This is a genomic window from Cyanobium sp. NIVA-CYA 375 (assembly GCF_056108345.1).
The window spans coordinates 1-25728 of the sequence record NZ_JBSYHW010000037.1 but is presented as its reverse complement, the minus strand read 5'-3'; the positions used below and the strand labels follow the sequence as shown (position 1 = coordinate 25728).

The 25728-nt window shown below is 62.7% G+C and carries 26 protein-coding genes and 4 pseudogenes; 20 read left to right on the top strand and 10 right to left on the bottom strand.

Annotated elements, in window-relative coordinates; translation table 11 throughout:
- The 3 genes and pseudogenes from AC01FP_RS10425 to brnA form a co-directional block, all read left to right on the top strand.
- Positions 1-189: pseudogene (locus tag AC01FP_RS10425) on the top strand (RAD52 family DNA repair protein); the annotation flags it as partial.
- A gap of 160 nt (positions 190-349) precedes the next feature.
- The gene (locus tag AC01FP_RS10420; protein WP_474479987.1) at positions 350-613 is read left to right on the top strand and encodes a BrnT family toxin; all 264 of its coding nucleotides are present in this window, start codon (positions 350-352) and stop codon (positions 611-613) included.
- The gene (brnA, locus tag AC01FP_RS10415; RefSeq protein WP_474479986.1) at positions 600-854 is read left to right on the top strand and encodes a type II toxin-antitoxin system BrnA family antitoxin; all 255 of its coding nucleotides are present in this window, start codon (positions 600-602) and stop codon (positions 852-854) included. The genes AC01FP_RS10420 and brnA overlap by 14 nt, the downstream gene beginning before the upstream one ends.
- 125 nt (positions 855-979) lie before the next feature.
- Here brnA and AC01FP_RS10410 read toward each other — a convergent pair whose 3' ends face one another.
- Positions 980-2644 (bottom strand): cation:proton antiporter, encoded by a 1665-nt coding sequence (locus AC01FP_RS10410; protein ID WP_474479985.1) that lies wholly within the window; start codon positions 2642-2644, stop codon positions 980-982.
- Between the two features lie 139 nt (positions 2645-2783).
- On the opposite strand from AC01FP_RS10410, the gene AC01FP_RS10405 reads away from it, so the two are divergent.
- The 4 genes from AC01FP_RS10405 (at position 2784) to AC01FP_RS10390 (ending at position 5287) form a co-directional block, all read left to right on the top strand.
- Positions 2784-4484: a potassium/proton antiporter gene (locus AC01FP_RS10405; protein WP_474479984.1), complete on the top strand. Its 1701-nt coding sequence runs from the start codon at positions 2784-2786 to the stop codon at positions 4482-4484.
- A gap of 232 nt (positions 4485-4716) precedes the next feature.
- On the top strand, positions 4717-4971 hold the full coding sequence (locus tag AC01FP_RS10400; protein WP_474479983.1) for a galactose oxidase: 255 nt from the start codon (positions 4717-4719) through the stop codon (positions 4969-4971).
- A gap of 7 nt (positions 4972-4978) precedes the next feature.
- The gene (locus tag AC01FP_RS10395; protein WP_474479982.1) at positions 4979-5143 is read left to right on the top strand and encodes a hypothetical protein; all 165 of its coding nucleotides are present in this window, start codon (positions 4979-4981) and stop codon (positions 5141-5143) included.
- A 36-nt stretch (positions 5144-5179) separates the two neighbouring features.
- Entirely contained in the window at positions 5180-5287 is a 108-nt protein-coding gene (locus AC01FP_RS10390; protein ID WP_474479989.1) for a DUF1651 domain-containing protein, read from the top strand.
- Positions 5288-5348: 61 nt separating this feature from the next.
- Here the strand turns inward: AC01FP_RS10390 and AC01FP_RS10385 are convergent, their stop codons facing one another.
- A complete protein-coding gene (locus AC01FP_RS10385) occupies positions 5349-5645 on the bottom strand; it encodes an MTH1187 family thiamine-binding protein (RefSeq protein WP_474479981.1) in 297 nt (98 codons plus the stop codon).
- Positions 5646-5698: 53 nt separating this feature from the next.
- Between AC01FP_RS10385 and AC01FP_RS10380 the strand changes: the two genes are divergently transcribed.
- The 6 genes and pseudogenes from AC01FP_RS10380 (at position 5699) to AC01FP_RS10355 (ending at position 9843) form a co-directional block, all read left to right on the top strand.
- Positions 5699-6148 carry a CopD family protein gene (locus tag AC01FP_RS10380; RefSeq protein WP_474479980.1) on the top strand — a complete coding sequence of 150 codons (450 nt, stop codon included), beginning with the start codon at positions 5699-5701 and terminating at the stop codon, positions 6146-6148.
- A 10-nt stretch (positions 6149-6158) separates the two neighbouring features.
- A pseudogene (locus AC01FP_RS10375) lies at positions 6159-6848 on the top strand (class II glutamine amidotransferase).
- Positions 6849-6853: 5 nt separating this feature from the next.
- A pseudogene (locus AC01FP_RS10370) lies at positions 6854-7204 on the top strand (chromate transporter); the annotation flags it as partial.
- 28 nt (positions 7205-7232) lie between these two features.
- Positions 7233-7790 carry a chromate transporter gene (locus AC01FP_RS10365; protein WP_474479979.1) on the top strand — a complete coding sequence of 186 codons (558 nt, stop codon included), beginning with the start codon at positions 7233-7235 and terminating at the stop codon, positions 7788-7790.
- Between the two features lie 150 nt (positions 7791-7940).
- Positions 7941-8933 carry an FUSC family protein gene (locus tag AC01FP_RS10360; RefSeq protein WP_474479978.1) on the top strand — a complete coding sequence of 331 codons (993 nt, stop codon included), beginning with the start codon at positions 7941-7943 and terminating at the stop codon, positions 8931-8933.
- A 253-nt stretch (positions 8934-9186) separates the two neighbouring features.
- On the top strand, positions 9187-9843 hold the full coding sequence (locus AC01FP_RS10355; RefSeq protein ID WP_474479977.1) for a hypothetical protein: 657 nt from the start codon (positions 9187-9189) through the stop codon (positions 9841-9843).
- A 42-nt stretch (positions 9844-9885) separates the two neighbouring features.
- On the opposite strand, the gene AC01FP_RS10350 is transcribed toward AC01FP_RS10355, so the two are convergent.
- The 3 genes from AC01FP_RS10350 to AC01FP_RS10340 form a co-directional block, all read right to left on the bottom strand.
- Positions 9886-10323 carry a hypothetical protein gene (locus tag AC01FP_RS10350; protein ID WP_474479976.1) on the bottom strand — a complete coding sequence of 146 codons (438 nt, stop codon included), beginning with the start codon at positions 10321-10323 and terminating at the stop codon, positions 9886-9888.
- A gap of 657 nt (positions 10324-10980) precedes the next feature.
- On the bottom strand, positions 10981-11181 hold the full coding sequence (locus tag AC01FP_RS10345; RefSeq protein WP_474479975.1) for a Nif11-like leader peptide family natural product precursor: 201 nt from the start codon (positions 11179-11181) through the stop codon (positions 10981-10983).
- 47 nt (positions 11182-11228) lie between these two features.
- A complete protein-coding gene (locus AC01FP_RS10340) occupies positions 11229-11615 on the bottom strand; it encodes a hypothetical protein (RefSeq protein ID WP_474479974.1) in 387 nt (128 codons plus the stop codon).
- Positions 11616-11684: 69 nt separating this feature from the next.
- Between AC01FP_RS10340 and AC01FP_RS10335 the strand changes: the two genes are divergently transcribed.
- The 4 genes and pseudogenes from AC01FP_RS10335 to AC01FP_RS10320 all read left to right on the top strand — a co-directional run bounded on the left by AC01FP_RS10335 (position 11685) and on the right by AC01FP_RS10320 (position 13678).
- Positions 11685-12173, top strand: coding sequence for a thermonuclease family protein (locus tag AC01FP_RS10335; RefSeq protein ID WP_474479973.1), 489 nt, complete (start codon positions 11685-11687; stop codon positions 12171-12173).
- A 448-nt stretch (positions 12174-12621) separates the two neighbouring features.
- A complete protein-coding gene (locus tag AC01FP_RS10330; RefSeq protein WP_474479972.1) occupies positions 12622-13227 on the top strand; it encodes a methyltransferase domain-containing protein in 606 nt (201 codons plus the stop codon).
- A 54-nt stretch (positions 13228-13281) separates the two neighbouring features.
- A pseudogene (locus AC01FP_RS10325) lies at positions 13282-13452 on the top strand (AbrB-like transcriptional regulator); the annotation flags it as partial.
- 46 nt (positions 13453-13498) lie between these two features.
- A complete protein-coding gene (locus tag AC01FP_RS10320) occupies positions 13499-13678 on the top strand; it encodes a hypothetical protein (protein ID WP_474479971.1) in 180 nt (59 codons plus the stop codon).
- A 50-nt stretch (positions 13679-13728) separates the two neighbouring features.
- Here AC01FP_RS10320 and AC01FP_RS10315 read toward each other — a convergent pair whose 3' ends face one another.
- From AC01FP_RS10315 to AC01FP_RS10295, 5 genes are all read right to left on the bottom strand, one after another.
- On the bottom strand, positions 13729-15924 hold the full coding sequence (locus AC01FP_RS10315; protein ID WP_474479970.1) for an AAA family ATPase: 2196 nt from the start codon (positions 15922-15924) through the stop codon (positions 13729-13731).
- Between the two features lie 113 nt (positions 15925-16037).
- Positions 16038-16436, bottom strand: a complete 399-nt coding sequence (locus tag AC01FP_RS10310; RefSeq protein WP_474479969.1) for a type II toxin-antitoxin system VapC family toxin — start codon at positions 16434-16436, stop codon at positions 16038-16040.
- The gene (locus tag AC01FP_RS10305) at positions 16433-16657 is read right to left on the bottom strand and encodes a type II toxin-antitoxin system Phd/YefM family antitoxin (protein WP_474479968.1); all 225 of its coding nucleotides are present in this window, start codon (positions 16655-16657) and stop codon (positions 16433-16435) included. Before AC01FP_RS10305 ends, AC01FP_RS10310 begins: the two co-directional genes overlap by 4 nt.
- Positions 16658-16762: 105 nt before the next feature.
- Complete coding sequence (locus AC01FP_RS10300) at positions 16763-18106, bottom strand: type II toxin-antitoxin system HipA family toxin (protein ID WP_474479967.1); 1344 nt, start codon at positions 18104-18106, stop codon at positions 16763-16765.
- Complete coding sequence (locus tag AC01FP_RS10295; protein ID WP_474479966.1) at positions 18100-18354, bottom strand: helix-turn-helix domain-containing protein; 255 nt, start codon at positions 18352-18354, stop codon at positions 18100-18102. Before AC01FP_RS10295 ends, AC01FP_RS10300 begins: the two co-directional genes overlap by 7 nt.
- Before the next feature lie 187 nt (positions 18355-18541).
- Between AC01FP_RS10295 and AC01FP_RS10290 the strand changes: the two genes are divergently transcribed.
- The 3 genes from AC01FP_RS10290 to AC01FP_RS10280 form a co-directional block, all read left to right on the top strand.
- Entirely contained in the window at positions 18542-19444 is a 903-nt protein-coding gene (locus AC01FP_RS10290; RefSeq protein WP_474479965.1) for a hypothetical protein, read from the top strand.
- 124 nt (positions 19445-19568) lie between these two features.
- On the top strand, positions 19569-22490 hold the full coding sequence (locus tag AC01FP_RS10285) for a DEAD/DEAH box helicase (protein WP_474479964.1): 2922 nt from the start codon (positions 19569-19571) through the stop codon (positions 22488-22490).
- 3 nt (positions 22491-22493) lie between these two features.
- The coding region (locus tag AC01FP_RS10280; RefSeq protein ID WP_474479963.1) for an Eco57I restriction-modification methylase domain-containing protein at positions 22494-25728 on the top strand (3235 nt) is incomplete at its 3' end.

The following is a 25728-nucleotide window of genomic DNA, read 5'->3' as shown; positions in this document are numbered from 1 at the left end:
GCGCAGCAAGAGAAAGATCCAAGCCTTGACCCGCTCGATCCAGGCACCATCCAGCAGATCCTCGCCACCGTTCGGGGCCTGCCCCGCCCTGCTCTGGAGGGCTTCACCAAGGCATTCCGCAAGCGCTTTCAGGTGCCGCCAGATGCACCCTCAATTGCTGATCGCATCAGCCAGCGCCGCTATCACTAATGGATTGAGGCGTTTCTTGTGTCGCACCGATAGGTGCGCTTGGCAAATCAGCACCAATAGGTGCGTTCAGCCCAGCACCACCAGCAGGTGGCAGCCTGAATCAGAACCAGCAGACGCGACGCACACCTTTTGAGTCAAAAAGGTATAGATTTAGAACTCTATGGACTTTGAGTTCGACCCGCTCAAGAGCAAGACCAACCAGGGGAAGCACGGTATTGACTTCGTCGATGCCCAGGCTCTTTGGAACGATCCCGACCTGCTGGAGATCCCTGCCCGCACAACGGACGAGCCTCGGTTTCTCGTCATTGCTCAGATCCATGGCAAGCACTGGTCAGCCGTGATCACCCATCGCAGCCAGGCCATCCGTCTCATTTCTGTCCGTCGCTCCCGCCTGGAAGAGGTACAGCTCTATGAACAGTTCTGAATTCGATCGTTGCTTCGATGCTGGTGACGCCGTGCTCGGCGCACTCGATCTCGACGCCGCTACGCGGCCTCGCCTGCAGCAGAAGCGCGTCAATGTTGATTTCCCCCTCTGGATGGTCGAGCAGCTCGATCGTGAGGCCACTCGCCTTGGCGTGACACGACAGTCGATCATCAAAGTCTGGCTCGCTGAGCGACTGGAGCACCGCCCTGAATCAAACCTGGGCACAGCCACCGTCCACTGAAGGGCCTCATCACCTATGGCAGATCGGATCTGCCAGCGGCGGAACCATGACTGGATCGAGACGGTTCTGAGCCTCAGCGCTGCAGCAGCAACAGGACCAGCGCAGGTTGCGTAAGAGAGGAATTATCACGACGACGAACTTTGTATCTGTCGGAGCTTGAATAGGTCTTCAACGATCAGCTCGGCCGCCCGCTCGGCCGCATCGAGAAACGGCAACAGGGTGCGATTAGCACCGATCAATTCCAGCTTCACCACCTCAGCCTCGTCGTGGGCGGTGGCGATGAAATGCCCCCGGAAGCCCGCCGATTCCAGGCCATGGCGGATGGCCGCATTGCTCTCCAGCGAAGGGAGGGTGCTCACCACCACCGTGGCCGATGACAGCGGCAGGGAGGCCGTGAACTCGGGGTCCTCCGAATCGCCGTACTGCACCGGTAGTCCCTTAGCAGCGGCAAGGCGCAGTGCCTGGGGGTCGAAGTCGATGCCAAGAATCGACAACTCGTGCGCCCGTAGCTGGCGAACAATCGCACTGCCGTAGCGGCCTAAACCCAGCAGAACAACATCCACCTTTGCGGGTCCACTGATGCTGCCCTTCAGTTCACTGAATGGGGTTGCCCGCTGGAAGATACGCAGTGGACCTTCCAGCCAGGCATAAAGCTGATCGGAGCCCAGGATCATGTAAGTCGAGAGCGCGATCGTGATCACACCCACCAAGGTGATCAGGCTGACTTCCGCTTCTCCGATTTGTCCGAGCCGCAGGCCAAGAGCCGCCAGGATCAGCGAAAATTCGGAGATCTGAGCCACCGTGAGGCCAGCCAGGAAGCCAGTTCGGCGCCGGTAGCCCATCACGCCCATGATCGCCACCACGATCAGCGGGTTGCCAACCAGCACAAACAGCGACAGCACCAGCGCCGGCCAGAGCTGCACACCCGCTGCCGTGAGGGTGAGGCCTGAGCCCAGGTCGATGAAGAAGAACAGCAGCAGAAAATCGCGCAGGCCGGTGAGCCGTGAGGCGATCGCTTCCCGGTAGGCGGTGGAAGCGATCGACACGCCGCCCAGAAAGGCTCCTACCTCCTTGCTGAACCCCACGCCATCGGCCAGGGCCGCCAGCCCCACCGCCCAGGCCACGGCAAACAGCACCAGCAGTTCCTGGTTCTGAGCCAAGCGGCCCAGCAGCGGTGGCATCACCCAGCGCATCGTCGCCACGGTGCCCAGCACAAACGCTGTGCCCACTAGCAACAGGCGGATCCCCTGGGCCGCTATCCCCCCCGATCCAGCTGCGGTGAAGGAGGTGAGCAGGATCATCGCCAGGATCACAGCGATGTCCTGAACTACAAGAAAACCCACCGCAATCCGACCGTGCAGCGAATCGATCTCCCGCTTATCGGAGAGCAGCTTCACGATGATGATCGTGCTGGAGAAGGTAAGGCAAACGGCGATGTAGATCGCCTTCATAGGTGCAAAACCAAGGCCGAGGCTGAGCAGGAAGCCAAACAGCGACGTGAACACGATCTGGCCTAGCCCAGTGGCCAGGGCCACCGGGCCCACCGAGCGGATTAACCCCACGTCGAGCTTGAGGCCCACCACAAAAAGGAGCACTGCAATGCCGATGCTGGAGAGCAGCTTGATCTCACTGCCACCGGAGGCCCAGCCCAGCACCGCCGGGCCCGCCACGATGCCGGTGATGATGTAGCTGATTATCAAAGGCTGGCGCAGCTTCAGGGCCAGGACCCCGATCACACCGGCAATCACCAAGATCGCGGCCAGCTCGTGAAAGACAGTGCTGAAGGTCATGAACCAGGGCTGCGCTGCGGTCATGCTGAGAGCGGCCCAACACCAGTTGGGGGTTCACGCAAGGAAGTGATGCGCCTGACTGAGTGCAGTTGACGCTCATCTGAGCCAACCTCAGACGGCCTGAGCCGGCGCGGAGCGCATGTGGATCAATCTGGCGATGCTGCTGGCAGGCGTGCTGCTGCTGCTCGGCATCGCCTCCAGCAAGTTCTCAGCCCGGATTGGCGTGCCCGTGCTGGTGCTGTTCCTCTCGGTGGGGATGCTGGCGGGCTCGGAAGGCCTGGGCCGGATTCCTTTTGAGAACTACAGCCTGGCTAACAGCATCGGCAGCGTTGCCCTCGCCCTGATCCTGTTTGACGGCGGCCTGCGCACGTCGATCACCTCGGTGCAGAAGGTGTGGAAGCCAGCCCTGGTCCTCTCTACCTTCGGTGTTCTGCTCACCTCGGTGATCACGGGCCTAGCGGCCGCCTGGGTGCTCAAGCTGCCTCTGCTGCAGGGGCTGCTGGTGGGCAGCATCGTCGGCTCCACCGATGCGGCAGCGGTATTTGCTGTCCTACGCAGCAGCGGCCTCAAGCTGCCTGAAAGGCTCACCTCCACTCTTGAAGTGGAGAGCGGCTCGAACGATCCGATGGCGATCTTCCTCACGCTCGGCCTGATCGGCGTGATCACCGGCACCGCTGATTCGCCCCAGGCGCTGCTGTGGCTGTTTGTGGGCCAGTTCGGCGTGGGCACCCTCGCCGGGCTGCTGACGGGGAGCCTGGCCACCTGGTCCATCAACCGCATCAACCTCGACTACCCGGGCCTCTATCCCCTGCTGGCCCTCGCCTTTGGCCTGGTGGCCTTTGGGCTGGCGGCGGTGCTGGGCGGCAGCGGCTTCCTGGCCGTCTACATCGCCGGGATCGTGCTGGGCAGCAGCTCGATCGTGTTCCGGCGCGGCATCTTTTCCTTCCACGACGCCACCGCCTGGTTGGCTCAGATTGTGCTGTTTGTGATGCTGGGGCTGCTCAGCTTTCCCAGTCGCCTGCTAGCGGTGGCCTGGGAAGGGCTGCTAATCGCCCTGGTCCTGATCCTGGTGGCCCGGCCCCTAGCCGTGTGGGCGTCGGCGCTGCCGTTCCAGTTCCGCCGCCGCGAGCTCACCTTCCTTTCCTGGGTGGGGCTCAAGGGCGCGGTGCCGATCACCCTGGCCACCTTCCCGCTGCTGGCCGGCGTGCCCAAGAGCGGTCAGATCTTTAACGCGGTGTTCTTCGTGGTGCTGCTCTCAGCACTCACCCAGGGCTGGTCGCTGCCGCTGGTGGCCCGCTGGCTGCAGATCGGCCGGCCCGCCGATCCCACCCCTGCTCTGTCGGTGGAGATCAACACCCTGCGCCAAGTCGATGGTGAGATCCTCGATTACACCGTCAAGGCGCGAACCCACGTGGCCGGTCAGAGGCTGCGTGATCTGGCCTTGCCCGATGGCGTCGTTGTCTCGCTGATCCTCCGTGGCCGCGAGGTGGTCATGCCTCGCGGCACAACGCTGCTCATGCCGGGTGACCATGTGTTCGTGGCGATGCGGATCAAGCTGGAGCCACTGCTCAACAGGCTGTTTGAGCCCGACCCAGAGCCGCCTGAGTTACCACTCGATCTGACGCTCAATTTCAATTCAGCCACCACAGTCGAGCAGCTGTACGGCTTCTATGGATTGCCCCTGCCGCTGGAACTGGCGGGTCCTGCGGCTGCCGAGAGCCTGGGCTCCCTGTTGGCTCAGAGCACGTCGCGTGGCGGACTCAGCATCGGCCCCCTCCACATCAAAGCTGGAGCTGATTCTGAGCACATCACGGTGAGCTGCATTAGCCAGCCAGCCTGAGCCTCAGCGCTGCAGCAACGAGCGCAGCAGCGACCGGCCGATGATCAGCCCGATGCCAGTGTTCCATTGCCAGCACCGCCAGCAGCAGCAGGACCAGAGGGATGCCGATGGCTAGAACAAGCTCGCGCAACATCGGCCCCTATCCGCTGAGCGCACCGTATCGAGGGCGCAAGGGGAAGGCAGCAAATCCCGCCAACCGTGCTAGTACAAGCGTACGCATTGACCGTGATTCATGGGTGCCCCTCTCCTCCGGCCCGCGTCACTGAATGCCCGGCTCGAAACCCCGATCGAGGAGTGGCCCTACCTCGATGAGAGAGCCCTGCAGAAGAGCTGCAGCCGGAAGGTCTGCATGACCTGCCATTGGTTTAAGCACCACGCCGGGGTGAGCTGCATCCCGGTTCTCACCTGTCAGCTCAATCAGGGTCTGATCGCCCACGGCGAGCACCTGACCAGCCGCTGCCAGGGCTGGGCGCCGGAGGTGGCCTGAGCAGCCCATGCACATCGGTGATCGCCAGCGACCACCGCTGTCTCCGCAGGAGGGCTGGATCAGCGATGGCCGTCAGGTGCTCCATTTCAACCCGGTTTGCTACAGCCGCTACTCCCAAGCCCTGGAGCTCACCACCGGCGAACTGATCCCCGGCCAGGCGCCGCTGCTCTAGGCGCAGCCTTCCGCTAAGCGGTAGTGCCGCAAGGAGATCAGAAGGGAGGAGGCGATCAAGCTCTGGGCCAAGAAGCGCAGATCCGGCTGGCAGGTCTGCACGCCGCAGTGGAAGCCGCCGCAGCCTCTGGGTTCAGGGGATTGACCATGAGAAAGCGACCGACTGGCTCACTTTTCAATGTCGCCTGATCAGGGCGACCCCGCGCTCAAAGCAGCGCCCGCACACTGGCCACCTTGTCCTCCAGGGTCTGCTCCTTATCGGTGCGGGTATTGATCTTGACGGTGGTGTAAACGCGGGGGCAGCCCATGGCGTGTACCGCCTGGTGGCAGGCCTCAATCGCCTGGAACACCTGCTGCCACTCACCCTCGATCGCCGTGCCGTTGGGATGCAGCTGGATCTTGAGGCCGGCTTCTGTGAGCACCTTCTCGCAGGCGGCGATGTAGGGGGCAAGGTGCACGCCCACCCCGATCGGCACCACACATAGATCCATGATCACCCTCATGGTAAGACCCGGCACATTGCCCCCATCGTGGATGCACCTGCAAAGGAGCTGCCGTGTCTGTTTTCCCGCTGCTGGTGATTGTTCATGCCCTGGCCGCCACGGTGTGGACCGGCGGCCATCTGGTACTGGATCTGGGGGTGCTACCCAGGGCCTTGCGAGCCCAGAGCGCGGCCCAGGTGCGCGCCTTCGAGGAGGTCTTTGAGCCGCTGGGGCTCACGGCCCTGGCCATTCAGGTGCTCACCGGCCTGTGGATGGGCTGGATCTATCTCCCCGGCTTCCGGGGGCTGTTCAGCCCGGCCAACCCGATCGGCATGTTGGTGGGCGTCAAGCTGTTGCTGCTGGCTGGCACCGCCGCCCTAGCCCTGCACGCCCGGTTGCGGCTGATCCCCAACCTCACCGACGCCAACTTGAGCGGCCTGGCCTGGCACATCCGCAGCATCACCGCCCTGGCGATCGCCTTCGTGGTGGTGGGCGGACTCATTCGCCTGGGCGGGCTGGACTGAACAGAGGAGCATGGAGAAGGGAGCTCCTATTGGGGTGTTGGTCCTGCCATCTCTGCAGGGCATCGGCCCTCCCCAATCCTCAGTTGATCGGCTTGCTCTCCTTCACCCCACCCATCAGCTGTTCAACAACCAGCTTCAGCAGCAGCGACACCAGACCTACTCACCCAAGGCCTTGGTGAGCATCGCCCACATCCGCAAGGACTGCCATCCCTTTTCCCGCGGCTGGGGCGGCCAGACCTGGGTATTTGCCCACAACGGCGACCGCCAAGGCGCCATTGCCTTGGGCGATCGCTACCGGCCCTTCGGCAGCACCGACAGCGAAGCAGCGTTTTGCTGGATCCTGGAGCAGCTCGATCGAGCCCGCGTGGATCCGGCGGATTCTAGCGCTCTGTTTGAGCAACTGCACCACTGCGCCGCCCAACTGGCCGAGCGGGGCACCTTCAATGCCCTAATCAGCAACGGCTAGTGGCTGTTTGTCACCGCCACTAGCCGGCTTCACTGGCTGACGCGCCGGGCACCCTTCTGCAAGGCCACGCTGGCGGATCCGCCGCTGCAGGTGGATTTTTCGGCGCTCACCACCGACGAGCACTGGCAACCCTTTCAGGCCGGTGAATCGCTGCTGCTCCAGGCGGGTGAGGTGATCCAGCGCAGTCGCCATGGGGTCAGACCAGCCGCCACTGCCCAGACTTCAGCGCGTTGATCTTCATGGTGCCCGCATTGCCCACGCCCGTGACCACTGGATCTGTCAGCCCTGTGAGCCTTGCTGAGGCCTCCCGCTTTTGGCTGCAGCTGGGGCTGGTGAGCTTCGGGGGGCCGGCGGGCCAGATCGCCCTGCTACATCGGGAGCTGGTGGACCGGCGCCGCTGGCTCTCGGAGCGGCGCTACCTGCACGCCCTCAACTACTGCATGCTGCTGCCGGGGCCGGAGGCCATGCAGCTGGCCACCTACCTGGGCTGGCTCATGCATGGCACCAGGGGCGGGCTGATCGCCGGCGGACTGTACTTGGCGCCATCGATTTTGGTGCTCACGGCCCTGGCCACTGGCTACGCCCTCTGGGGCCAGCTGCCATTGCTGGCGGTGGTGTTTGCCGTCCTTAAGCCGGCGGCGCCTGGCGCTCACGCTGCTGATCTGGGGGTTGGGCGTGCTGATCCCCCTGGCCCTACTCAGCTTCGGTGGGGCCTACGCCGTGCTGCCTTACGTGGCCCAGGGGCCGGTGGAGCAGTTCGGCTGGCTCTCGGCCAGCCAGATGCTCGATGGCCTGGCCCTCGGCGAAACCACACCGGGCCCCTTGATCATGGTGGTGGCCTTCGTGGGCTTCATGGGCGGCTGGAACCAGGGGTCGGGATCTGGTGCCGGCGCTGCAAGTTGGCCTCTGGCGGTGGCGGCCACCCTGGTGACCGTGAGGTTCACCTTCCTGCCTTCCTTCGGCTTCATCCTGGCCGGCGCACCGCTGGTGGAAGCCTCGAGAGGCGACCTGCGCCTTGGGGCGCCGCTCACCGCCATCACCGCAGCAGTGGTGGGGGTGATCGCCAGCCTGGCGGTGTTTTTCGCCGGCCCGGTGCTGTGGCCCGCCGGTGCTTTCAACGCCTGGGCGGCCCTAGTTGGTGCGGCTTGGGCCTGTATTGAGCGGCTGCTGGGCTGAGCTGGCCAGCATCCGGATGGGGTAATTGCCGCGCGTGCGGTGAGAACCATGGGTACTCCCCAACACGGGGACGTCACAACGCGAGCCCAGCCCGATGGGTTAACTCGTGGGGCAGTTGACTGAGTCATCCGTCTAACGAGGCCGCCTGGGATGACTTCACGCACTCGGGCCGTGGTGCTGGTGCTTGTGGTGGTGCTCTGCCTTGTGCTGACGGAGCAGATCGCCCGCGGGCTTGGTCTCGAGCGGGCCGTGGGCCTGCTCAGCCTGGCGAACCTGGCTACCCTGGTGATCGGGATCAAGCTGGGCTGGCGTCAGGCCCTGCTGGGCGTTGGCAGCCTGGCCGTGCTCACCATTCCGGCCGCGCTGAGCCAGGGCGATCCGGCTGCGGGCACCGTTGTGATGACGCTCACAGCCCTCGCTCTGGGCCTGAGCGCTCGTTGGCAGCTGCAGCCGGTCTACTGGCTGATGGTGGTGAGCCTCTGCCTGCTGATCACTAACAGTCCGCTGGCGGCCACTGCCACAACCAGCGACCTGGCCAAGCTGGTGCTCGGCGTGCTCGCCTCAGGCAGTCTCACCACCCTGCTGCTCAGCAAGCTGTTGCCCCGCCCTGATGGGGCAGGCACCCCAGCGGCCTTTGCGGTGGCGCACAGCTGGCGCCGCGCCCTGGCCTATGGCTCGCTGCTGGCGGCCACCACCTTGATCACCACCCCGATCGCCCTGCAGCACCACTGGCACACCACTGGGCTGTGGTTGATCCTCACGCCCTTCCTGGTGCTGCGGCCGTTCGTGCGGGATGCCTGGAGGGTCGCCCTGCACCGCTCCCTGGGAACCCTGGCGGGTGTTGGGTTGGTGATCCTCGTGGCCCCGGCCTTGCCCCACATCCTGCCCCTTCAGGTGCCGGCCATCGCCCTGGCGGCGATCACCGCTGCAATCGCCGCCCGCAAGGGCCATCCAGCTCTGATGGTCACCGTTCTTACGGCCACGATCGTGCTGTTCGACAGCAACGCCGGCGACCTGTCGCTGATGGCTGACAAACGTCTGCTTGCCTGTGCCATCGGCATCGCCATCAGCCTGGGCGTGATGGCCCTTGCCCACCCGATTGAGCAGCGTTTCCAGGCAGTCCGCGGCGGAGAGGGCCCTTGATCGCTCCACAAGGGAGTTCTCCAGGCCTTTTACGGGTGGCTATCCGTTGAGGTGCTCTGAAGGATGACGTCAGGACGCTCCGTTAGCTCCGGGGCACCTAGGGCGATGCAGTGGGCGGCCGTTGCTGCCAGGAACATCAATTATCCGTAGCAAAGGTTGGAGCAGGGGCCGGATCGTCAGCACGCTCCTGTTGCCTGGTGCTCAAGGGGGGTGTCTTCAATTTGTGGAGCCGGTGTCGTTTGCCAGCCCAGCCATGGCCGCCACCCTCCTTGCCCAGCAGAACAATGGATGCGGTATCGGTTGCGGTGGCCTGCTGGCTTTGGTGACCCTGGGTTTTGTGCTGGCCTACTGGCATTTCTTTCTGATTGCAGCCGTGCTTGTGGCAGCCATCGCAGCGGTGGTCTATGCCGCTCTGCTCCACAAACAACGTTTTCGCCATGACCCCTGCATGGTTCAACAGCGGTTTGGGGCCATCGACTCCCTCAACGTGGCCGGCGATCTTTACACCCCCAGGATCAATGTGGTGTGCCGCACGCTTGACTCAGATAGCAACTATCGCCATTCGAGCGTTATCTCCACCAGCATCAGCCCGCCGGTGGAACGCAGCCGGTTGCTCTGCAGCCAGTGGTGTTACCACCTGGCTGCAGAGCACTGCCATGGCTTGCCTCAAGGAGCGCCATTGGACCGCCGATGCGCTCACCAAACTGGCTGGGCTGACGTCAGCGCTGGCGAGATGCTGCGCAAGCTGAATGACTTCCTCAGCGTGCCGGCCAGCATCCGGCCGATCCTCAAGTTCGATCTCGACCAGCTGTTTGACCCTCAGCGTTTCTCTGACCTCGAGCAGTCGTTCTCCGAGGTGGTGTTGCTGAACGATGCCTTTCGCCAGCTCTCAGAAGACCGCCTGTCCTAAGCCTTCAGCACACCGCAAAGCATGCAATGAAATGACTGGACCTTACGGATCGACGCGGATCTCCCAACCTGAGAGCACGGTGGGCCGATCTCCAGGGCCGCGGGTGATCGTGTAAGCGAAACGGCTGCCATCGGGGCTGATGAAGCTCACCAGGGTCTGACCGTAGGGATAGACAGCCCTCCCGATGCAGTCGGGGCTGACGCTGTAGGTAGTGCGCATCGTGCCGGTGGCGCCACCGGTCCCGCGGTAGGTGAGTTCGACGCCACCTTTGCCGTCGTACACCTCGCGGCCGGCTTCGGCGTAGGGCTTGCCATCCAGCATGCCGACCGAGCTGTAGAGGTAAGTGCCCTTCAGGGTGGCGTTGTTGCAACGGCTGGATGGAGCGGAGGGCTGTTCCGCCCATGCGGCCGGGGCCCAGACCAGGGTCAGCAGCGATACCAACAGGGCAGGCAGGGTTAGCAGACGCAAACGGGCAACCATGGAAATGGAGAGAGACTTCCTCCAGGCAGCATGACGGACCTTGGTCACTCTCAAGTTATGCAGCGCAGCGCCAGCTGGTGCTGACGGCAGCCAGGGCCAGCACAATCAGTGGGATCAGGGCAGCATTTCAGGGATCGCCTGGCTGCGAACTGGCGCCTGCCGGAGGCGGACGCCCTGCTGATGTCAGGCCTCTGGTGAGCAGCACGCCAACACTCCAACCTGCTCCCATCTGCAGCTGGAGGCAATGCGTGTAAAGGCTGATTGTGCTGAGCCGCTAGCGCAGCGATGCTGTGTTCATCCACCAAGGAGGCGCCCAACATGGACGACACGCCACCCCGCCAGGTTCAAGAAGCACGCTGACGCCAGGCCCCTGCTCCAACAGTCTTTATCTAATGTGGGCGGGTCGTTCAGCCGGGCAAGAGAGCAGCATTCCCCAGTGCAGCTCACCTTGTGCGCCTGACTGATCGACACTCCAGCCGCACCGCCTCAGGTGCCCTCAGGAGGACCATCCGCCCCACACCTGGAATGCATGGCCCCAGGTGCCAACGCCAGCAGCTTCGCCAGCCCATTCCACGCTCCAGCGTGTGAGGACACGACGACCCCCGGGGCCAACCTTGGGGGTTTGTTTGTATGTAGTGATCGCGGGCTAAAGCGCACTCAGTAGTAGCGGCCTGGATATTCGCCAGGGTGGTCGATACGGCTGATGCGGATCCCAGAAGCCGACTGGCCATGGAAGCGCAGGATGTCGCTGCCAGAGACCAGAAAGCCCCGCTCTTGGGCCAGCAGCGACACCTCATCAGCGGTGAGGGCATCAGCCCTCACCTGGGCCAGAAACCGCAACAATTCACTTTGGGGCACGGCAGCTCAGCAAGATCTGCAACATATAACTGCTAGCAAGACAGGCTTCATCGGCTCTTGACGCAATAGCCGCCTGATGAATACCAGCCCAGGGGGCATCCCTTGCCGCTCTTTTGAATCGCCTCGCGCTCGTTACTGGGGCTGCTGAGGCAGTAATTGCCAGATGAGTAAAACCCCAGCGGACAGCCGGCACCACTTTTCTCAATGGCGCCGCGGGTGTTACCACCAGAGCTCGGCACGCAGTAGCCGCCAGAGCTGTAGTAGCCAAGCGGGCAACCTCCAACCTTGGGCAGCGGTTGAACCGGCTGCTGGGCTAGGGCACTTCCTGCCGCCAAAGCTGCAATCGTGCAAGCAAGAAGCAGAGAATTGCGGCCCAGCGTCTTTTGAGGCATAGATACAGATTGGCGCAGATCAGCCAGCTGCAACCAAGTCATGCAGGAAGAGCATGAAAAGGCTGCCGGTGCAAACTCCTGCAATGGCTAGAACGTTTCTGCTGGGTGTGGTTGGCCTGCATCGATGCACCTGAGACCGCCCAGGGCCCCTACGGCCAGCAGGCCTGCAACTACCTGCAGCAGCGGCTCCCTGTCGGGCGCGAGGTCAGCCTCGAGGTCAAGACCACCGATCGCTATGGCCGCAGTGTCGCCGAGGTGATCAGCGAGATCAACATCAACCTGGCGCTGGTGGAAGACGGCCAAGCCTTTGCCTACCGCCAGTACCTCAGTGGGTGTAACGCCAAGGAGTATCTGGACGCGGAATACCGTGCCAGTCGGCGGCGCTATGGGGTCTGGCAGGTGGAGGGCGGCATCACCCGGCCTTGGGACTTCCGGCGAGCTCGCCGCTCAGTCGTCATCCCTGATGGCACAACACCAGGCGGCCGCCGTTACCGCTGCAGCGAGATCAGCTCCTATGCCAAAGCCCAGGAGCTGCTGCGACAGGGGCACAGCTATCTCGATGGAAACAGGGACGGAGAAGCCTGCGAATCCCTGCTCTGACTGTGGGACCGGGAGTACGGGAACAGGTACTCCCAAAACCCACCACTGCTTGAAAAGCGGCATAGTTTGAAGTTGAGGGGAGGCCCGGGAGCCAACCCGAGCCGGTGCACGCAACGGAGGTGCGAATGTTTCATCAGAGTCAACGCGATGGCATGGCGCGAATGCCATCCCGCAACCGCAGAGAGCGATACGCTAGTTTTGTTTCCCGCCCATTACATCCCTGGGCTGCATAACCCGGGTCTGGATCACAACCGAGAAGGTCAAGCCCCGAGCATCTCATCTCCCAAACGTGATCCCTATTCCTTTCCTGTCAGGCTCCAGACAGGTGATGCGTGAACCCATAGACACCCGACCGGCAGTCCTTGTGTGAGCAGGTAACCGCCGCAACCGGTGCTAAGGCGCCCCCCACGGGGCGCCTTTTGAATGCTGTGCTGCTGAGATACGCCCTATGGCCGCATCGAACTGGGACCAGCGCTATCTCGAGGGCAGTGATCGCTGGGAGCTGGGCAAGCCCGCGCCGCCTCTGGATACCTTTCTGCGCACTGACAGCCGAACACCCCAGCCACCGGGTCGGGTGTTGGTGCCCGGCTGCGGCCGGGGCCATGAGGCGGCCTTGCTCGCCGATCTCGGCTACGAGGTGATCGGGCTGGACTTCAGCGGTGAGGCCATTGAGCGAGCCCAGGCGGTGCATGGTTCTGATTGCACCCAGCTGCGCTGGCTGCAGGCCGATCTCTTCGATGGGGGGGCGCTGGCGGCAGCCGGCATCACCACCGGCAGCCTGCAGGGCGTGCTGGAGCACACCTGCTTCTGCGCGATTGATCCCGCCCAGCGCGAGGCCTATCTCGACACCCTGGCGCGGTTGCTAGTCCCCGGGAGCTGGTTGCTGGGGCTCTTCTGGTGCCACCCGCGGCCGGATGGCCCCCCGTGGGGCAGCGACTCGGCGCTGCTGGCGCAGCAGCTGGCGGCAGCCGGATTCCGCCAGGAACTCTGGGAGCCGGCGCAGGGCTCAGCCCCCGAGCGCGACAACGAGTGGCTGGGGCTCTGGCGGCGGTGATCACCTGAGCCAGAAAACCATCCACAACGCAGCCGGAGGAATAGCACTTATGTAAGAAACCAACGATGGATCTACACCACCAAGGTGCAGTTTAACGGCAACCTGATGATCGGCAAGGCCCACACCTCCATGCTCGAACTCAAGCCAGGCGATGAGTTCGAGATCAGGCTGGGCAAGAAGCAGATCCGCCTAGTGCCCGTGGGCGGTAGCGACGACGAGGAGTGAGCAGCTGCTGGTCATAGCCTGACGCAAGGCCCAACAGCAATTTCGCTTGAACAAGATCACCGGACCACTGCGCAGGGCGTTGATCTATGGCGCAGTCAGCTATGGCGGGTTGGTGTTGATCAACAACTCAGAGCTTGACCTGCCAAACATGTGGATCGCCTATCTACCGATGTTTATCGGGGTCTATGTGCTGACCCAGTGGTTGGATCGCAAGTTCGGGAGCTGACAGGGCCCGACTTTTCAGCTTTGAGCAAGAGGCATTCGCCTTCCGCCTGCCTATGAACTCCGCAGCCGGTTACCAAAACTGTGCCCCAGCTCTGGCGTGACAGCAGACGCCCTTGCGTTGCCTGCATTGGCCTCAATCGCCTCTCGGCAACGGTCCACCAGCTCCTGCCTGAGCACGTCGGGGCTTTCGATGCGGATGCCACCGCCAAAGGCAAATAGCCAGCTGCGTAGGTCAATGTCGGCTGCCACCGTCCATGGCGGTAGATCCAGCTCCACCGGATAGGGGTGGCTGTCGCTGGAGGTGCCAGGTTCGAGCACATGCGGTGCCTTGTGGTGGTGCCACCAGCTATCGCCAGGCAGCGGTTTGGAGAAGCGGGTGTGCTCGATCGGGTAGCGCTGCAGCCCCTCGCGGATAAAGGCAAACGCCCAGGGAGCGCAGCAAAAGCGCAGGGTGGTGAGCATCTGGCTGCGGCGCTGGGCCGACGGGCTGGCGATGGCCAGCTGCTGCTCCAGATCAGCCCCGAAGTAGATGCCGCCGCTGTGGTGCAGCAAGCGCTCCAGCCGGATCAGAGCCACGGAATGTTCCTCTTGGCTGCGGCGCAATCCGCCATCGCTGCTGCGCAGGGCGAGCCGGTCTAGCCGTTCGCTGCGGATCAGTCCTTGCTCATGGCCCACCTGGTCTTCCTCGTAGAGGAGATACCAGCCGACGTTGTGGAAGATCAGCTGCAGCGGCCACACCCGCAGTTCGCCAGCGGGGCTACCAGCAAAGCTGCCAACGCCTGAGTAGCGCTCAAGCAGCACCCGCCGGTGCTCAACGATTGCGGCCTCAATGGCGTCAGCCCGCCGGGGAGCCGCCAGCGAATCGCGCCGCACCAGCTTGGTGTCGACCACCGCGTGGCGCGCGTAGCTGCGCACTGGCGCCACGCCATCGGCGCTGATCCCTGCCCAGCCCAGCCGCTCATCAAGCTCGGCCAGCAGGTTTTGAGCAGAAGGATCGGCCAGACGGCCGGCGCTCTGGCGCAGCACGTTGTGCAGCTCCTGCAACCGCGCCGCAGGCAGCACAGCGGTGCCCAGGCAGTAGCCGTGACGCACGTTGTCGTTGCGGTTGCGGAAGCCGTAGGGGGTAAGGATCTTCTCGAGGTCCTTACGCAGGGTGGCTGTTTCACCGTTCAGGTAGGAACCGGGGATTGCCTCGGTGGCGGCAATCAGGTGCTGGTGCAAGTTGGCGCCGCGGTCTGCCGGCCGATCAAAGGGCTGTTGCAGCAGATGGCGCAGCAGGGTCATCACCCGCAGAAACACCGGCCCATCGCCCATGGGCGGCAGGCCTCCATGGCTTGCGCCACTTGCAGCATCACCCCGCTTGCGCTGGGGAACCTCTGCGAGCTGGATTGGCGCAGACACCGGCACGGCGCTGCAGAAGCCATTGGCCTCCAGCCAGGCCAAATCACTGCGAACCGCAGTGGCATCAGCAAAACACTGGCCATGCAACTGGCCTAGAAAGGCCGCAGCACGAGCGGCCAGATCACCCTGGGGCAGTGGCGAGAGGATCGCCTCCAGCTCCTCGGTGCTGGCGGGATCGGTGGCGTCAAGGTCGGGCCAGCTGCTCAGCAGGCGGATCAGATACACCAGCCGTTCGAGATCGAGCAGCCGCGAGTAACCGTGGCGCTGCAGCTTGCGCTCACGGTTGGTGGCAGAGCGGATGCGCTTATCCAGCCTGGCCAGTTCTGCCTGCAGCACCGGCGTCAGCTCGCCGTGATGGGTTGGCACCACAGCGCAGATCGCGGAAAACCCCTCCGCCCGGCATGGCCCAAAATGGGGATCGGCAAGGGCAGCGGCCATCTCCTGGATCACCGGCACCGGCACGGCCCGCTGGCGCCGGCTGTTCCACTCCAAAGAGGTGGGCAGGTCGGTGTAGAGCCACCAGCCGATCCACTCCACGGTTGCTGGCAGCGGAAGAGCCTGGGTGATCGCCAGGCGCCAGGCGCGGCGGGCATGGGTGGCATCGACGATCACCGGAGTGCCCGCAGCCACAGCCTCTTGAATGCGCTGATGCAGCCGTTGCTGGATGTCCACCCATGGCCCCTGTACTGCTGCATCACCAAATACCTCAGCGCGGATCACGTCGGTGGAGAGCACCAGGGCCGGAGGTTCACCGGGGCCAGTGAGCAGGGGCGCCAGGGCCTTGGCGAGGGTGGTTTTGCCGCTGGCGGGCTGGCCGATCAGCAAGTGGCAGCGCAACGGGGGCAAGGGGGCTGGAGCGGAAGACCTGTCTACTCTTTCGCACGAAAAATACTCTTGCGAGGGTTCTTCGGGCTGACGCTGCATTCAGCAACATCCAGGCAGCCCCTGGCCTTGGGCCGTCACCAGAGGGTGCGGCAGGGGAAGGTGGAGAGGTGGGGATCGGCGGTGAGCAGCACCAGCCGCTCCAGTTCGGCCTGGGCAGTTAGCATGCGATCAAAGGGATCGCGGTGTGGCTGCTTGTAGGCGCCGGCGCGCAGCCCATGGGCCAATGCGATTGGCAGGGCCTGGAACCCATCGGCCTGGAGAAGTCCGGGTAGATCGCCGATGGCCTGCTCTAGTTCCGGCAATTTGCCTTGATGGTGCTTGAGGCTCAACTCCCACACCGTGGCGGCACTCACCAGCACCGTGGTGGCTGGATCAGCGAGCAGGGTCTGCACCGGCTCAGAAAGGCGCTCCGGATCAAACCACCACCAGAGCAGCGCGTGGCTGTCGAGCAGGTAGCCGACTGAATCGCTCATCGCTGCAGAACATCCGGCAGGAGGCCGCCGTCTTCCCAGAGGGCCAGCTCGTCGGCCGCCATCGGCTCCAGTAAGGCATTGGGATTGCGCAGGGGCATCAGCCGCGCCCAGGGCTTGCCGGCCTTGGCCAGCACGATCGTCTCGCCGGCATGGGCATCGTCGATCAGGCGCGACAGGTGGGTTTTGGCCTGATGCACGTTCACTACGCGCAGCGAATCCATGGCGCCATGATGAGACTGCCTGCCTAGTTGAGGCATGGACTAAGTCTGTCAGAAGTAGCCAAAGACGGTGCCGAAGGGGAAAAGCAGGCATCACATCAGTTGGCATCACAACAGTTGGCGTTGCATCTCGGCGGCTGAAGCTGCCAGACCCGACAACACCGGATCGGCGACGCACTCTGGAAAGCCTGGTGGCAATTGAGAACGCACAACGTTCGCCACTGCTGGAGTCTTGGCGATCAGATCGCAAAGGCTGGCTTGGGCATCACCAAGCCCCAGCCGTTTTGAGGTGAGCAGCATGCGCCGGGCGGTGATCTCTAGGGGTTTGGTGTAGCGGCCTTTTTCACCATGCCAAGCCATCGCCATCTTGAGTTTCTGTTGTGGCCACTGGCCGCTGCGGCGGCCGATCACCGGCCAGGCCGAGATCACGTCGTAGAGCGGCGTGAGCTGAAAGCGACCGCCGGGATGAAGGAAGAGGCTGAAGTTCTTGGCGTGGCCATCAATGGCGCGCAGCATCCAGAACAGCACCTGCGCCTTGAAAAAGGTGGTGAGGTCGCTGCGTTCTGATGATTGCGCCAACAGCTCGGCGATGGCCACCATTCCTGGCCCGCCATTGTTTTCGTACTTGTTGGCGGCCGGTGTGGCGGTTGCCTGGCAGCAGTCTTCCGTGGGCAGGCGCAACCAATGGCTGCCGCTGGCATTGAGCTTGCGATCAAAACGCTCAACAAGCAGGCAGCGTTGCCCGTCAAAACTGGCGATGTGGCTCGGCGCCATCGGCAAACCAAAGGCCTGCAGGATCCGGCTGCACAGCCACTCGTTCTCCACCGAGGTGCTGAAGTCGATCTGCCCCTCGCCGATGATCCCCATCGGCAGCTTGAACAGGTGGGTGGTGGGCGTACTGCCCAGCGGCAGACACCACTGGCCGTTGTGCCATAAGAAGGCGGTCTTTTCTTGTGCGCCGGCCACCGAAAGCCGCAAATCATCGGCTTCTGCGCCAAGGGCTCCTGGAGCTGGGGCAGCCGTGACGCTGCGCAGGCGCTGGCCGATCTCCAGCTCGCTCAGAGGCCTGGCCTCGATGCGATCGATGCCGCAGGGCTCCTGCTCTGGCGGCAACAACTGCACGGCCCCGGCGCAGTCGCGGCCGATGGCGGCCAGCAGATCAAAGGCCCTGGTGCTGGCGGCCTGAAAACGGGCCTGCGCTCGGCGCCGGATGGCGTCGCTATCGGGCAGGAGGTTGTCGAACCAACTCTCCACTGCGCTGCCTCGCAGCGTTGTGGCCCCGATGCCAGCGGGCAGCGACAGCGACAACGGACGGAACTGACTCGAGCGGAGCCAGGCCTCGTCGTAGCTGAACTCCTGGGGCCCCCGGGCTGGCAGCGACCAGGTGCCGACCCGCACGCCGTTCATCCACACCGCCAGGGAGCGCGCCCGCGTGGGCCTTCCCCTCACCATTCGGCTGTCTCGATGGCGCCCTGACGGGGCCGCACCACCAGCTCAAGGTCGAGGGCGGCAAGGATCAAGAGCAGCCGCTCCACGGTGAGCCGCCCCGGCTGCAACTCGAGCTGGGACAGCCTGGCCTGGCTGGTGCCGCCGACTTTGAGCGCCAGATCCTGCTGGCTTAGGCCTTGCTGCTGCCGCACACCCCTGAGCGCCACCCCCAGCTGGGCTGGGGCGCGGATCACCTGCTCGCCCGTAGCCATGGCCCACTCGGAATCTCAATAAACGCACGATAATAGTATTGTCAATAAAAAGCATGTATTGAGAACCCAGCTAGCCAGGTCACGCCGAGGCTGTCGGTGGAAGCGCCCAGACACTATTTCGCACGAAAAATACTCTTGCGAGGGTTCTGCGGGGTGACGCTGCATTTAGCAACACCTTTTGCCTCCCTTGGCCCACTCCTGCAGCAGCAGCGCCCGCTCCACGCCCCTGCGGGCTGAGAACTCCTACGCGCCGCCAACGCCCTTAGAAGACCTGCACATCCTCGATTTCCTTGAGCTAGCTGGCTCCCAGGCAAGAGCAGGTGCGGCACTAGCAATGCACCAATCGACGGTGTGCCGCAGCCTGCAGTTGATGCAGCAGCAGTTCCAGTTGCTGCCGCGCCGGGGATCATCTATCTACCGTCACGGCCACAACACCTGCCTGGGGTACCTGCGGCTGGCATACCGGGAGCACAGGCTGATGGCTGGCCTGATCCGCCTTGGTACGGACCTGCTGCACCAAAGCCTCTTGCATGGCATGACGGGCGTGCAGCTGGTGCCGCCACGCTTCCGTAGTGCTGAGCATTGGGCTGAGCTGGTGAGTCATGGCCTGCTTGATGGGGCAATCGTTAGCTCCTTCTGCCTGGAGCAGCGGGCACTCCCAGGTCAATCGCCCAGATGGGACGGGCTAACCGCCATGCCGCTAGGGCAGCTGGCCCTGCAGCTGGTGGCCAAAACTACAGAGGCAAAGCAGGTGTTGCTACCGCGACGGGGTGCGCTCCCGCTGCTGCATCAAGCCCTGGAGTGGCACGGCCTTGGAGTGGCGCTGCAGCCAGAGGCCTGCCAGGAACCTGCTGCCTGGCTCAAGCGGGCTAGGGACCGCAAGTTGGCGATGCCGATCTGCGCTGACTTGCTCGGGCCTGGCTGGCTAGAAGCCAATGGACTGGTGCCGCTGGCAACGCAGCCTCCGTTGATCGAGCAGCTATGGCTGCTACTGCCGCGCAGCGCGGCGCACAGCAAGGCAGCGCGGCTTTGCCTGCGGCGGCTGAGGGTGCGGATCAAACGGGCTCAAGTAATGCAGGATATGCATTAAATGCCAGTGCTGATAAGCGTTTCGGAGCTGACGAGTTGACTGGCTTTTGCAGCGAAACAGCGCAGACTGTGGCGATAGCAAGCTGTATCCACAGCACACAATTCTGGTTTTCCGCCGCTCCCTGATGCCAGAAGCCGTCCTCGCCCCCGGAGCCCGCATCGAGTGCCGTAGTGCTGAGTGGCTGGTACGCAGCCTGGGCCGCAGCTCTGACGGCCAGCAGGTGGTGGATGTGGTGGGGGTGTCGCCTTTTCTGCGGGAGAAAGAGGCCCGCTTTTTGGTGGCGGTGGAACAAGCAGCCGGCAGCTTCAAGGTGCTGCAGCCAGAGGAAACGGCCCTGGTGGCCGACCCCTCACCGCAGTACCGCGACAGCCTGCTTTTCCTTGAGGCGCATCTGCGCCGCACCGTGCCCACCGATGCCGCGCTGGCAGTGGGGCATATGGCAGCTATGGATGCGCTTCCTTACCAGCTACAGCCAGCAGCTAAAGCCCTGGCGATGCCGCGGGCACGACTGCTAATCGCCGATGCGGTGGGTCTGGGCAAGACGCTGGAGTGCGGCATCCTCTGCAGCGAAATGATTCGCCGCGGGCGTGGCAAGCGGATCCTGGTTGTTACCAGCAAAAGCATGCTGGTGCAGTTTCAAAAAGAATTCTGGACGCGGTTTTCGATCCCTCTGGTGCGGCTTGATTCGGTAGGTATCCAACGAATTCGGCAACATATTCCTACCAATCAAAATCCCTTTCACTACTACGACAAAGCGATCGTGTCAGTCGATACGCTCAAAAATGATCGTGATTATCGCTTTTATCTCGACAATGCTAACTGGGACATCATTGTCATCGACGAGTGCCAAAACGTAGCCGAACGAGCTAAAGGAGCGCAAAAGAGCCAGCGAGCTCGCTTAGCCGAGCGGCTAGCCACCCGCTCGGAAACATTGATCCTGCTTTCGGCGACGCCACATGACGGCAAACCCGAGAGTTTCGCGAGCCTGATGAACATGCTCGACCCCACCGCTATCGCCGATCCGAGCAAATACACCAAAGACGACATCAAGGATCTGTATGTACGGCGCTTCCGAAAGGATGTGATCGCTGATCTGCGCAGCAGCGTGCAGGAGCGTGATGCAGCTGATGTCGAGTGCCAGGCCAGTGAACGGGAAGAACGTGTATTTGCCCTGCTGAAGGATCTCAAGCTGCCGGACAGCGACTCCAAAGCCAAGGCAGGCCAGCTGTTCAAAACCACCCTGGCCAAAAGCCTGCTTTCAAGCCCGATGGCGGCACTTGAAACGGTGCGCAACCGGCTCAAGCGCCTGCAGGCCAGTGCGACACCTGCACCGGCCGATTGTGCAGCCCTGGAGGAGTTGGAGCCTCTGCTGGCGGTGATTGGGGCAACTGATTTTTCCAAATACCAGCGGCTGCTGCAGTTGATCACCGGTGATTGGAGTTGGCGTGGCAAAGACCCCAAAGACAGGTTGGTGATCTTTACGGGCCGCCGCGAAACCCAGCGCTTTTTGATGGAGCACTTGGCGGCAGACCTCAGCCTGCCCAAGGGAGCAGTGGTTGGCCTTGATGGCGCCATGGCTGATGTGGATCAAACGCGAGTGGTGGAGCAGTTCGCCCAGGAAAAAGATGCGGTGCGCATCCTGGTCGCCACCGAGGTGGCATCGGAAGGATTGAACCTCCACTACCTCAGCCACAGGTTGGTGCACTTCGATATTCCGTGGTCGCTGATGACGCTGCAGCAGCGCAATGGTCGGATCGATCGTTACGGCCAGCCGATGCAGCCTCTAATTCGCTATTTGCTCACGCGCTCACGCAGTGAGGGAATGGGCGATGCGGAGAAGATCCTGCGGGTGCTGATCCGTAAAGACGACCAGGCCCAGATCAACATCGGCGATCCATCGGTGTTTCTGCGGGTGTTCGATGCCGAGGTGGAGGAAGAAGAGATCGGCAAGGCGTTTGAAGCCGGTGATGCCGAGGGGCTGGAGCGCCGTATGGACGCCAATGCCAAGCCCTACCTCGAGCAGAGCAGCGATCTCAATTTGTTTGCGGAGATGTTTGGTTTCTCCAGCAGCGAAGAAGCAGGAACAGCTGCTCCTGTGGCAGCCAGCCAGTCGATTGCTGTACAGCAGCGCAAACCATTCAGCCTGTATCCCAGCCTGTGGGGCTATGTGGATCAAGCCCTTGGCGCTGTAGCCGAGGCGATGGATCGTCGCGGCGAAAAGCTAGACCTGCGCACCTTCCCTGAACAGGAGCGACTCGAGATCACGCCACCGCCAGATCTGCAACGACGCTACGACCGCTATCCACGGGAGCTCCGGCCCCAGAGCGGCCAACGGCTTGTGGTGTCCACCGAGGTGGCAGCCTTGCAGCGCGCCTTGGAACAGGCCCGCCGGCAAGACAGCGCCAGGCCCGAAATGGAATACCTCTGGGATCTGCACCCCCTGGTGGATTGGTTGGCTGATCGGGGCCAGATCACCTTCCCGCGCCACTGCGCGCCGGTTTTGCAGCTCAGTGAAGGGCTGGAGCCAGGTGAGGTGGTGATGGTGCTGCAGGGCACGATTCCAAACCAAAAAGGATTGCCGGTGGTGCAGGAGTGGGTGGCGGTGCGCTTTGCCGGTTCAGGGCTAAACGTTGCAGCGGTGGAGCCGTTTGCAGCGGTGGCTGAGCAGTTGCAGTTGGGCCGTAAGGCCTATGCAAACCCCAATGCAGCGATTCCCTTGCATCTGCGCCAGCAGCTGCCTTATGCCGTGAGACCAGCAGACAGCTACCTCAACCGCTGCGGTCAGCAATGGGCGGAGCGGATGCAGCCGGAGCTGGAAGCCCAGCGTGATCGCCTCAAGCGGTTACGTGGCCGCCAGGTACAACAACTGCAGCTGAGCTTCGAGGCGGATCAGCGGCCCCAGCAGATCAAGGAGAAACGGCGGCTGGCAGAGCAAAAGGCGATTGATACGCGCTTCGATGACCACGAACGCTTTGTGAGTGAAGTGATGACGATCGAACCCGCCCCCTACCTGAAGCTGGTGGCCGTGCTGCACCGGGAGGCTTGATCGATGGCATTACCAGGAATCAGCAACGCCAACGAGTTTTATTCCGCCCATTACCTAGAGAGCGTTCTGACGAACGACATCAAGAAGGTGCGTGAGCGCTGGGCGGAGGAGGCCAGGGCCCAGGTGGAAGCCGATCCCAGCGCCGATGTCGCCACCCCGGAAGCGCAGTTCAAAGCCCTGCGTAAACCATGGCAAAAGCTGCGGGAAGCTGAGCTCGGCATCAGTGGCGACCCAGCCGAGCGCTTGCGGCTGCAGCGGGAGCTGTTCTTCCGGCCCCTGCTGGAGGCCTTGGGCTATCCCTATGCCCCCAAGCCGGAGCCCGTGCTGATCGGCGGCGAGGCCTATCAGGTGCCATTGCTGGCAGAGGTGAGCAACGCCAAAGGTGAGTCCTGGCTGTGGGTAGTGGAGTGCTTCAACCCCAGCGATGAGCCGACTGATCCGCTGGAGCTCACGATTGCCACCAGTTGGGCCTGCCAGATCCACGACCCATCCCTGGGCAAGGTGCTGGAGGGCGAAACCTGGGAAACCCTGATCTCTGAGCGGATCTTCGGGCAGGAGATCCCGCCGCGCTGGCTGCTGGCGGTGAGCCGCGACCAGCTGCTGTTGATCGACCGCCAGAAATGGGCGGCCTCAAGGCTGCTGCGCTTTGAGCTCGACACCCTGCTGGGGGATGTCAATGCCGATGCCCTGCTGGCGGCAGCCACCTTGCTGCACCGCGAGCACACCTGCCCCAGGGGTGGTGGCACGCCATACCTCGATGAGCTGGATGAAAACAGCCATAAGCACGCCTATGAGGTGAGCGGCGATCTCAAGTACGCCCTACGCAAATCGATCGAGCTGCTGGGCAATGAGGCAATCCACTGGCGCCGCAGCAAAGGAGAAGGCGTGTTCAAGGGCAAAACCGATGCCGACCAGCTGACGCTGGAGTGCCTCCGGTACATGTACCGGTTGCTGTTTCTCTTTTATATCGAGAGCCGGCCCGATCTGGGCTATGCGCCGATGGGCAGTGACGTGTATCGCCTCGGCTACAGCCTCGAAAGCCTGCGCGAGATGGACACTGCTGAGCTCGGCAGTGAGGAAGACAAAGAAGGCACCTACATAAGCGATTCCCTGGATCGGCTGTTCCAGATGATCTGGGAGGGCTACCCCAAACGCGAGGACGCCACAGCCCAGCTGCCGATAGCGGATGCCGGCGACCCCTTCCACGACAGCTTCCGCCTCACCCCCCTGAAGGCGCACCTGTTTGACCCCGAGCGCATGCCCGCGCTCACCCGCGTGCGCTTCCGCAACGTGGTGCTGCAAGAGGTGATCGAGCTGATGTCGCTCACCAAGGAAGGCAAGGGAAAACGGCGCGGCCGGGTGAGTTACTCCCAGCTGGGTATCAACCAGCTCGGCGCTGTGTATGAGGCGCTGCTCAGCTTCCGGGGCTTCTTTGCAGAAGAAGACCTCTTTGAAGTGCAACCCGCCGCCAAGAAGGCCAAAGCAACTGCCAGCGATGACGACGACGAGCCAGAAGACAGCAACGAAGAAGGAGGCGATGACACAGACAGCGCCACAGCTAGCGGCCAGGAGCACAACGAGCTGGAGGTGGGCCACTTCGTAACGACCGAGCAGCTCAAGGCCTATAAGGCGGAAGAGATCGTGGCTGAGAAGGACACCGGTAAACCCAGGTGTCACCCCAAGGGCAGCTTCATCTACAGGCTGGCCGGGCGCGACCGTGAAAAAAGCGCCAGCTACTACACGCCTGAATCGCTCACCCAGTGCCTGGTGAAGTATGCGCTCAAGGAGCTGCTGCCGGGCAAAACGGCGGCCGAGATCCTGCAGCTGAAGGTGTGTGAGCCGGCCATGGGTTCGGCTGCGTTTTTGAACGAAGTGGTGAACCAGCTAGCCCAGGCCTACCTAGAGCTGCGCCAGCAGGAAACGGGCCGGAGCATCCCCCACGAGCAGTTCGCGACTGAGCTCCAAAAGGTGAAGATGCGCCTGGCTGATCAAAACGTGTTCGGCGTTGACCTCAACCCGGTGGCGGTGGAGCTGGCGGAGGTGAGCCTCTGGCTTAACAGCATCTTTACGCCAGAGAACGGCCGGGCCTTTGTGCCCTGGTTCAGCCAGCAACTGGTCTGCGGCAACTCTTTAATCGGGGCACGCAGGCAGATTTATCGGTTGGCTCAACTTCCCAGAGAAGAAATCATCTACACATCAAGAGGCAAGTCAGTATCCAAGAAAAAGATCATCAAGCCCACTACACCGTGGCATGAACAGGCTCCTGAAGAGCTGGTCTGGGATGCGGAACTGCCAGACGACGCCATCTTCCACTTCCTGCTGCCCGATCCAGGCATGGCGGCTTATTCGGACAAGGTGATCAAAGAGCTCGATACCGAGGCGATCGAGTGCTGCAAGCGTTGGGGCGAGACGTTTGTGGGAGATCCATTCACCGATCCCCAGATCGCCCACTTACTGCGGCTGAGCAAACTAGTGGATGCCCTTTGGAAAGACTGGGCCGAGCAGCAGCGGCAGCTGCGAACGCGCACCACCGATCCACTACCGGTGTGGGCAGACACCACAGGAGCCCAGGAAGGTGAATGGACTTCCCTGAAGCTGAAAGACCGCATCCAGGAGCAGGAGGTGCTGGGCCGGGATGTGGCCAACACCAATGCCCGCCTGAGGCTGAAGTGGGCGATGGACTATTGGGTGGCTCTGTGGTTCTGGCCGATCCACCAAGCGGAGTCACTGCCGAGTCGGGACACCTGGCTGTTGGAGTTGAGCATGATCCTTGGCGATCTGGAGCAGGGCGTGTCTCCAGAACTTGGGCAGGGGAACTTTTTTGCTGACACCCAACCCAAACAACTGGCGGTCGACTTCTCCGACCGCCACGGCTTTGTCGATGTGGAAAAACTTAAGACTGAGTTTGAGCGGTTGCGTCAGGCTGAGGCCGTGGCCAAACGCATCCAGCCTCTGCACTGGGACTTGGAGTTTGCCGATGTGCTGGCGGGCGGAGGCTTCGACCTGATCGTGGGAAACCCACCTTGGCTAAGAGTTGCCTGGGATATCTCACCCGCGCTTAGCGATCAAGAGCCATTGTGCAGGCTTAGGCAGATGTCCAACCCCGAAGCCGAACGACTTGCCTTAAGGATTGCGAAGGAATCCAATCCCTTTAAGCATATAGGGCACCTCGAAAAAAGAGGAATTCCAAGCCTGCAGTCATCTACAAAAAAACGCCTTACGGCGCCAAGGGGTCTAC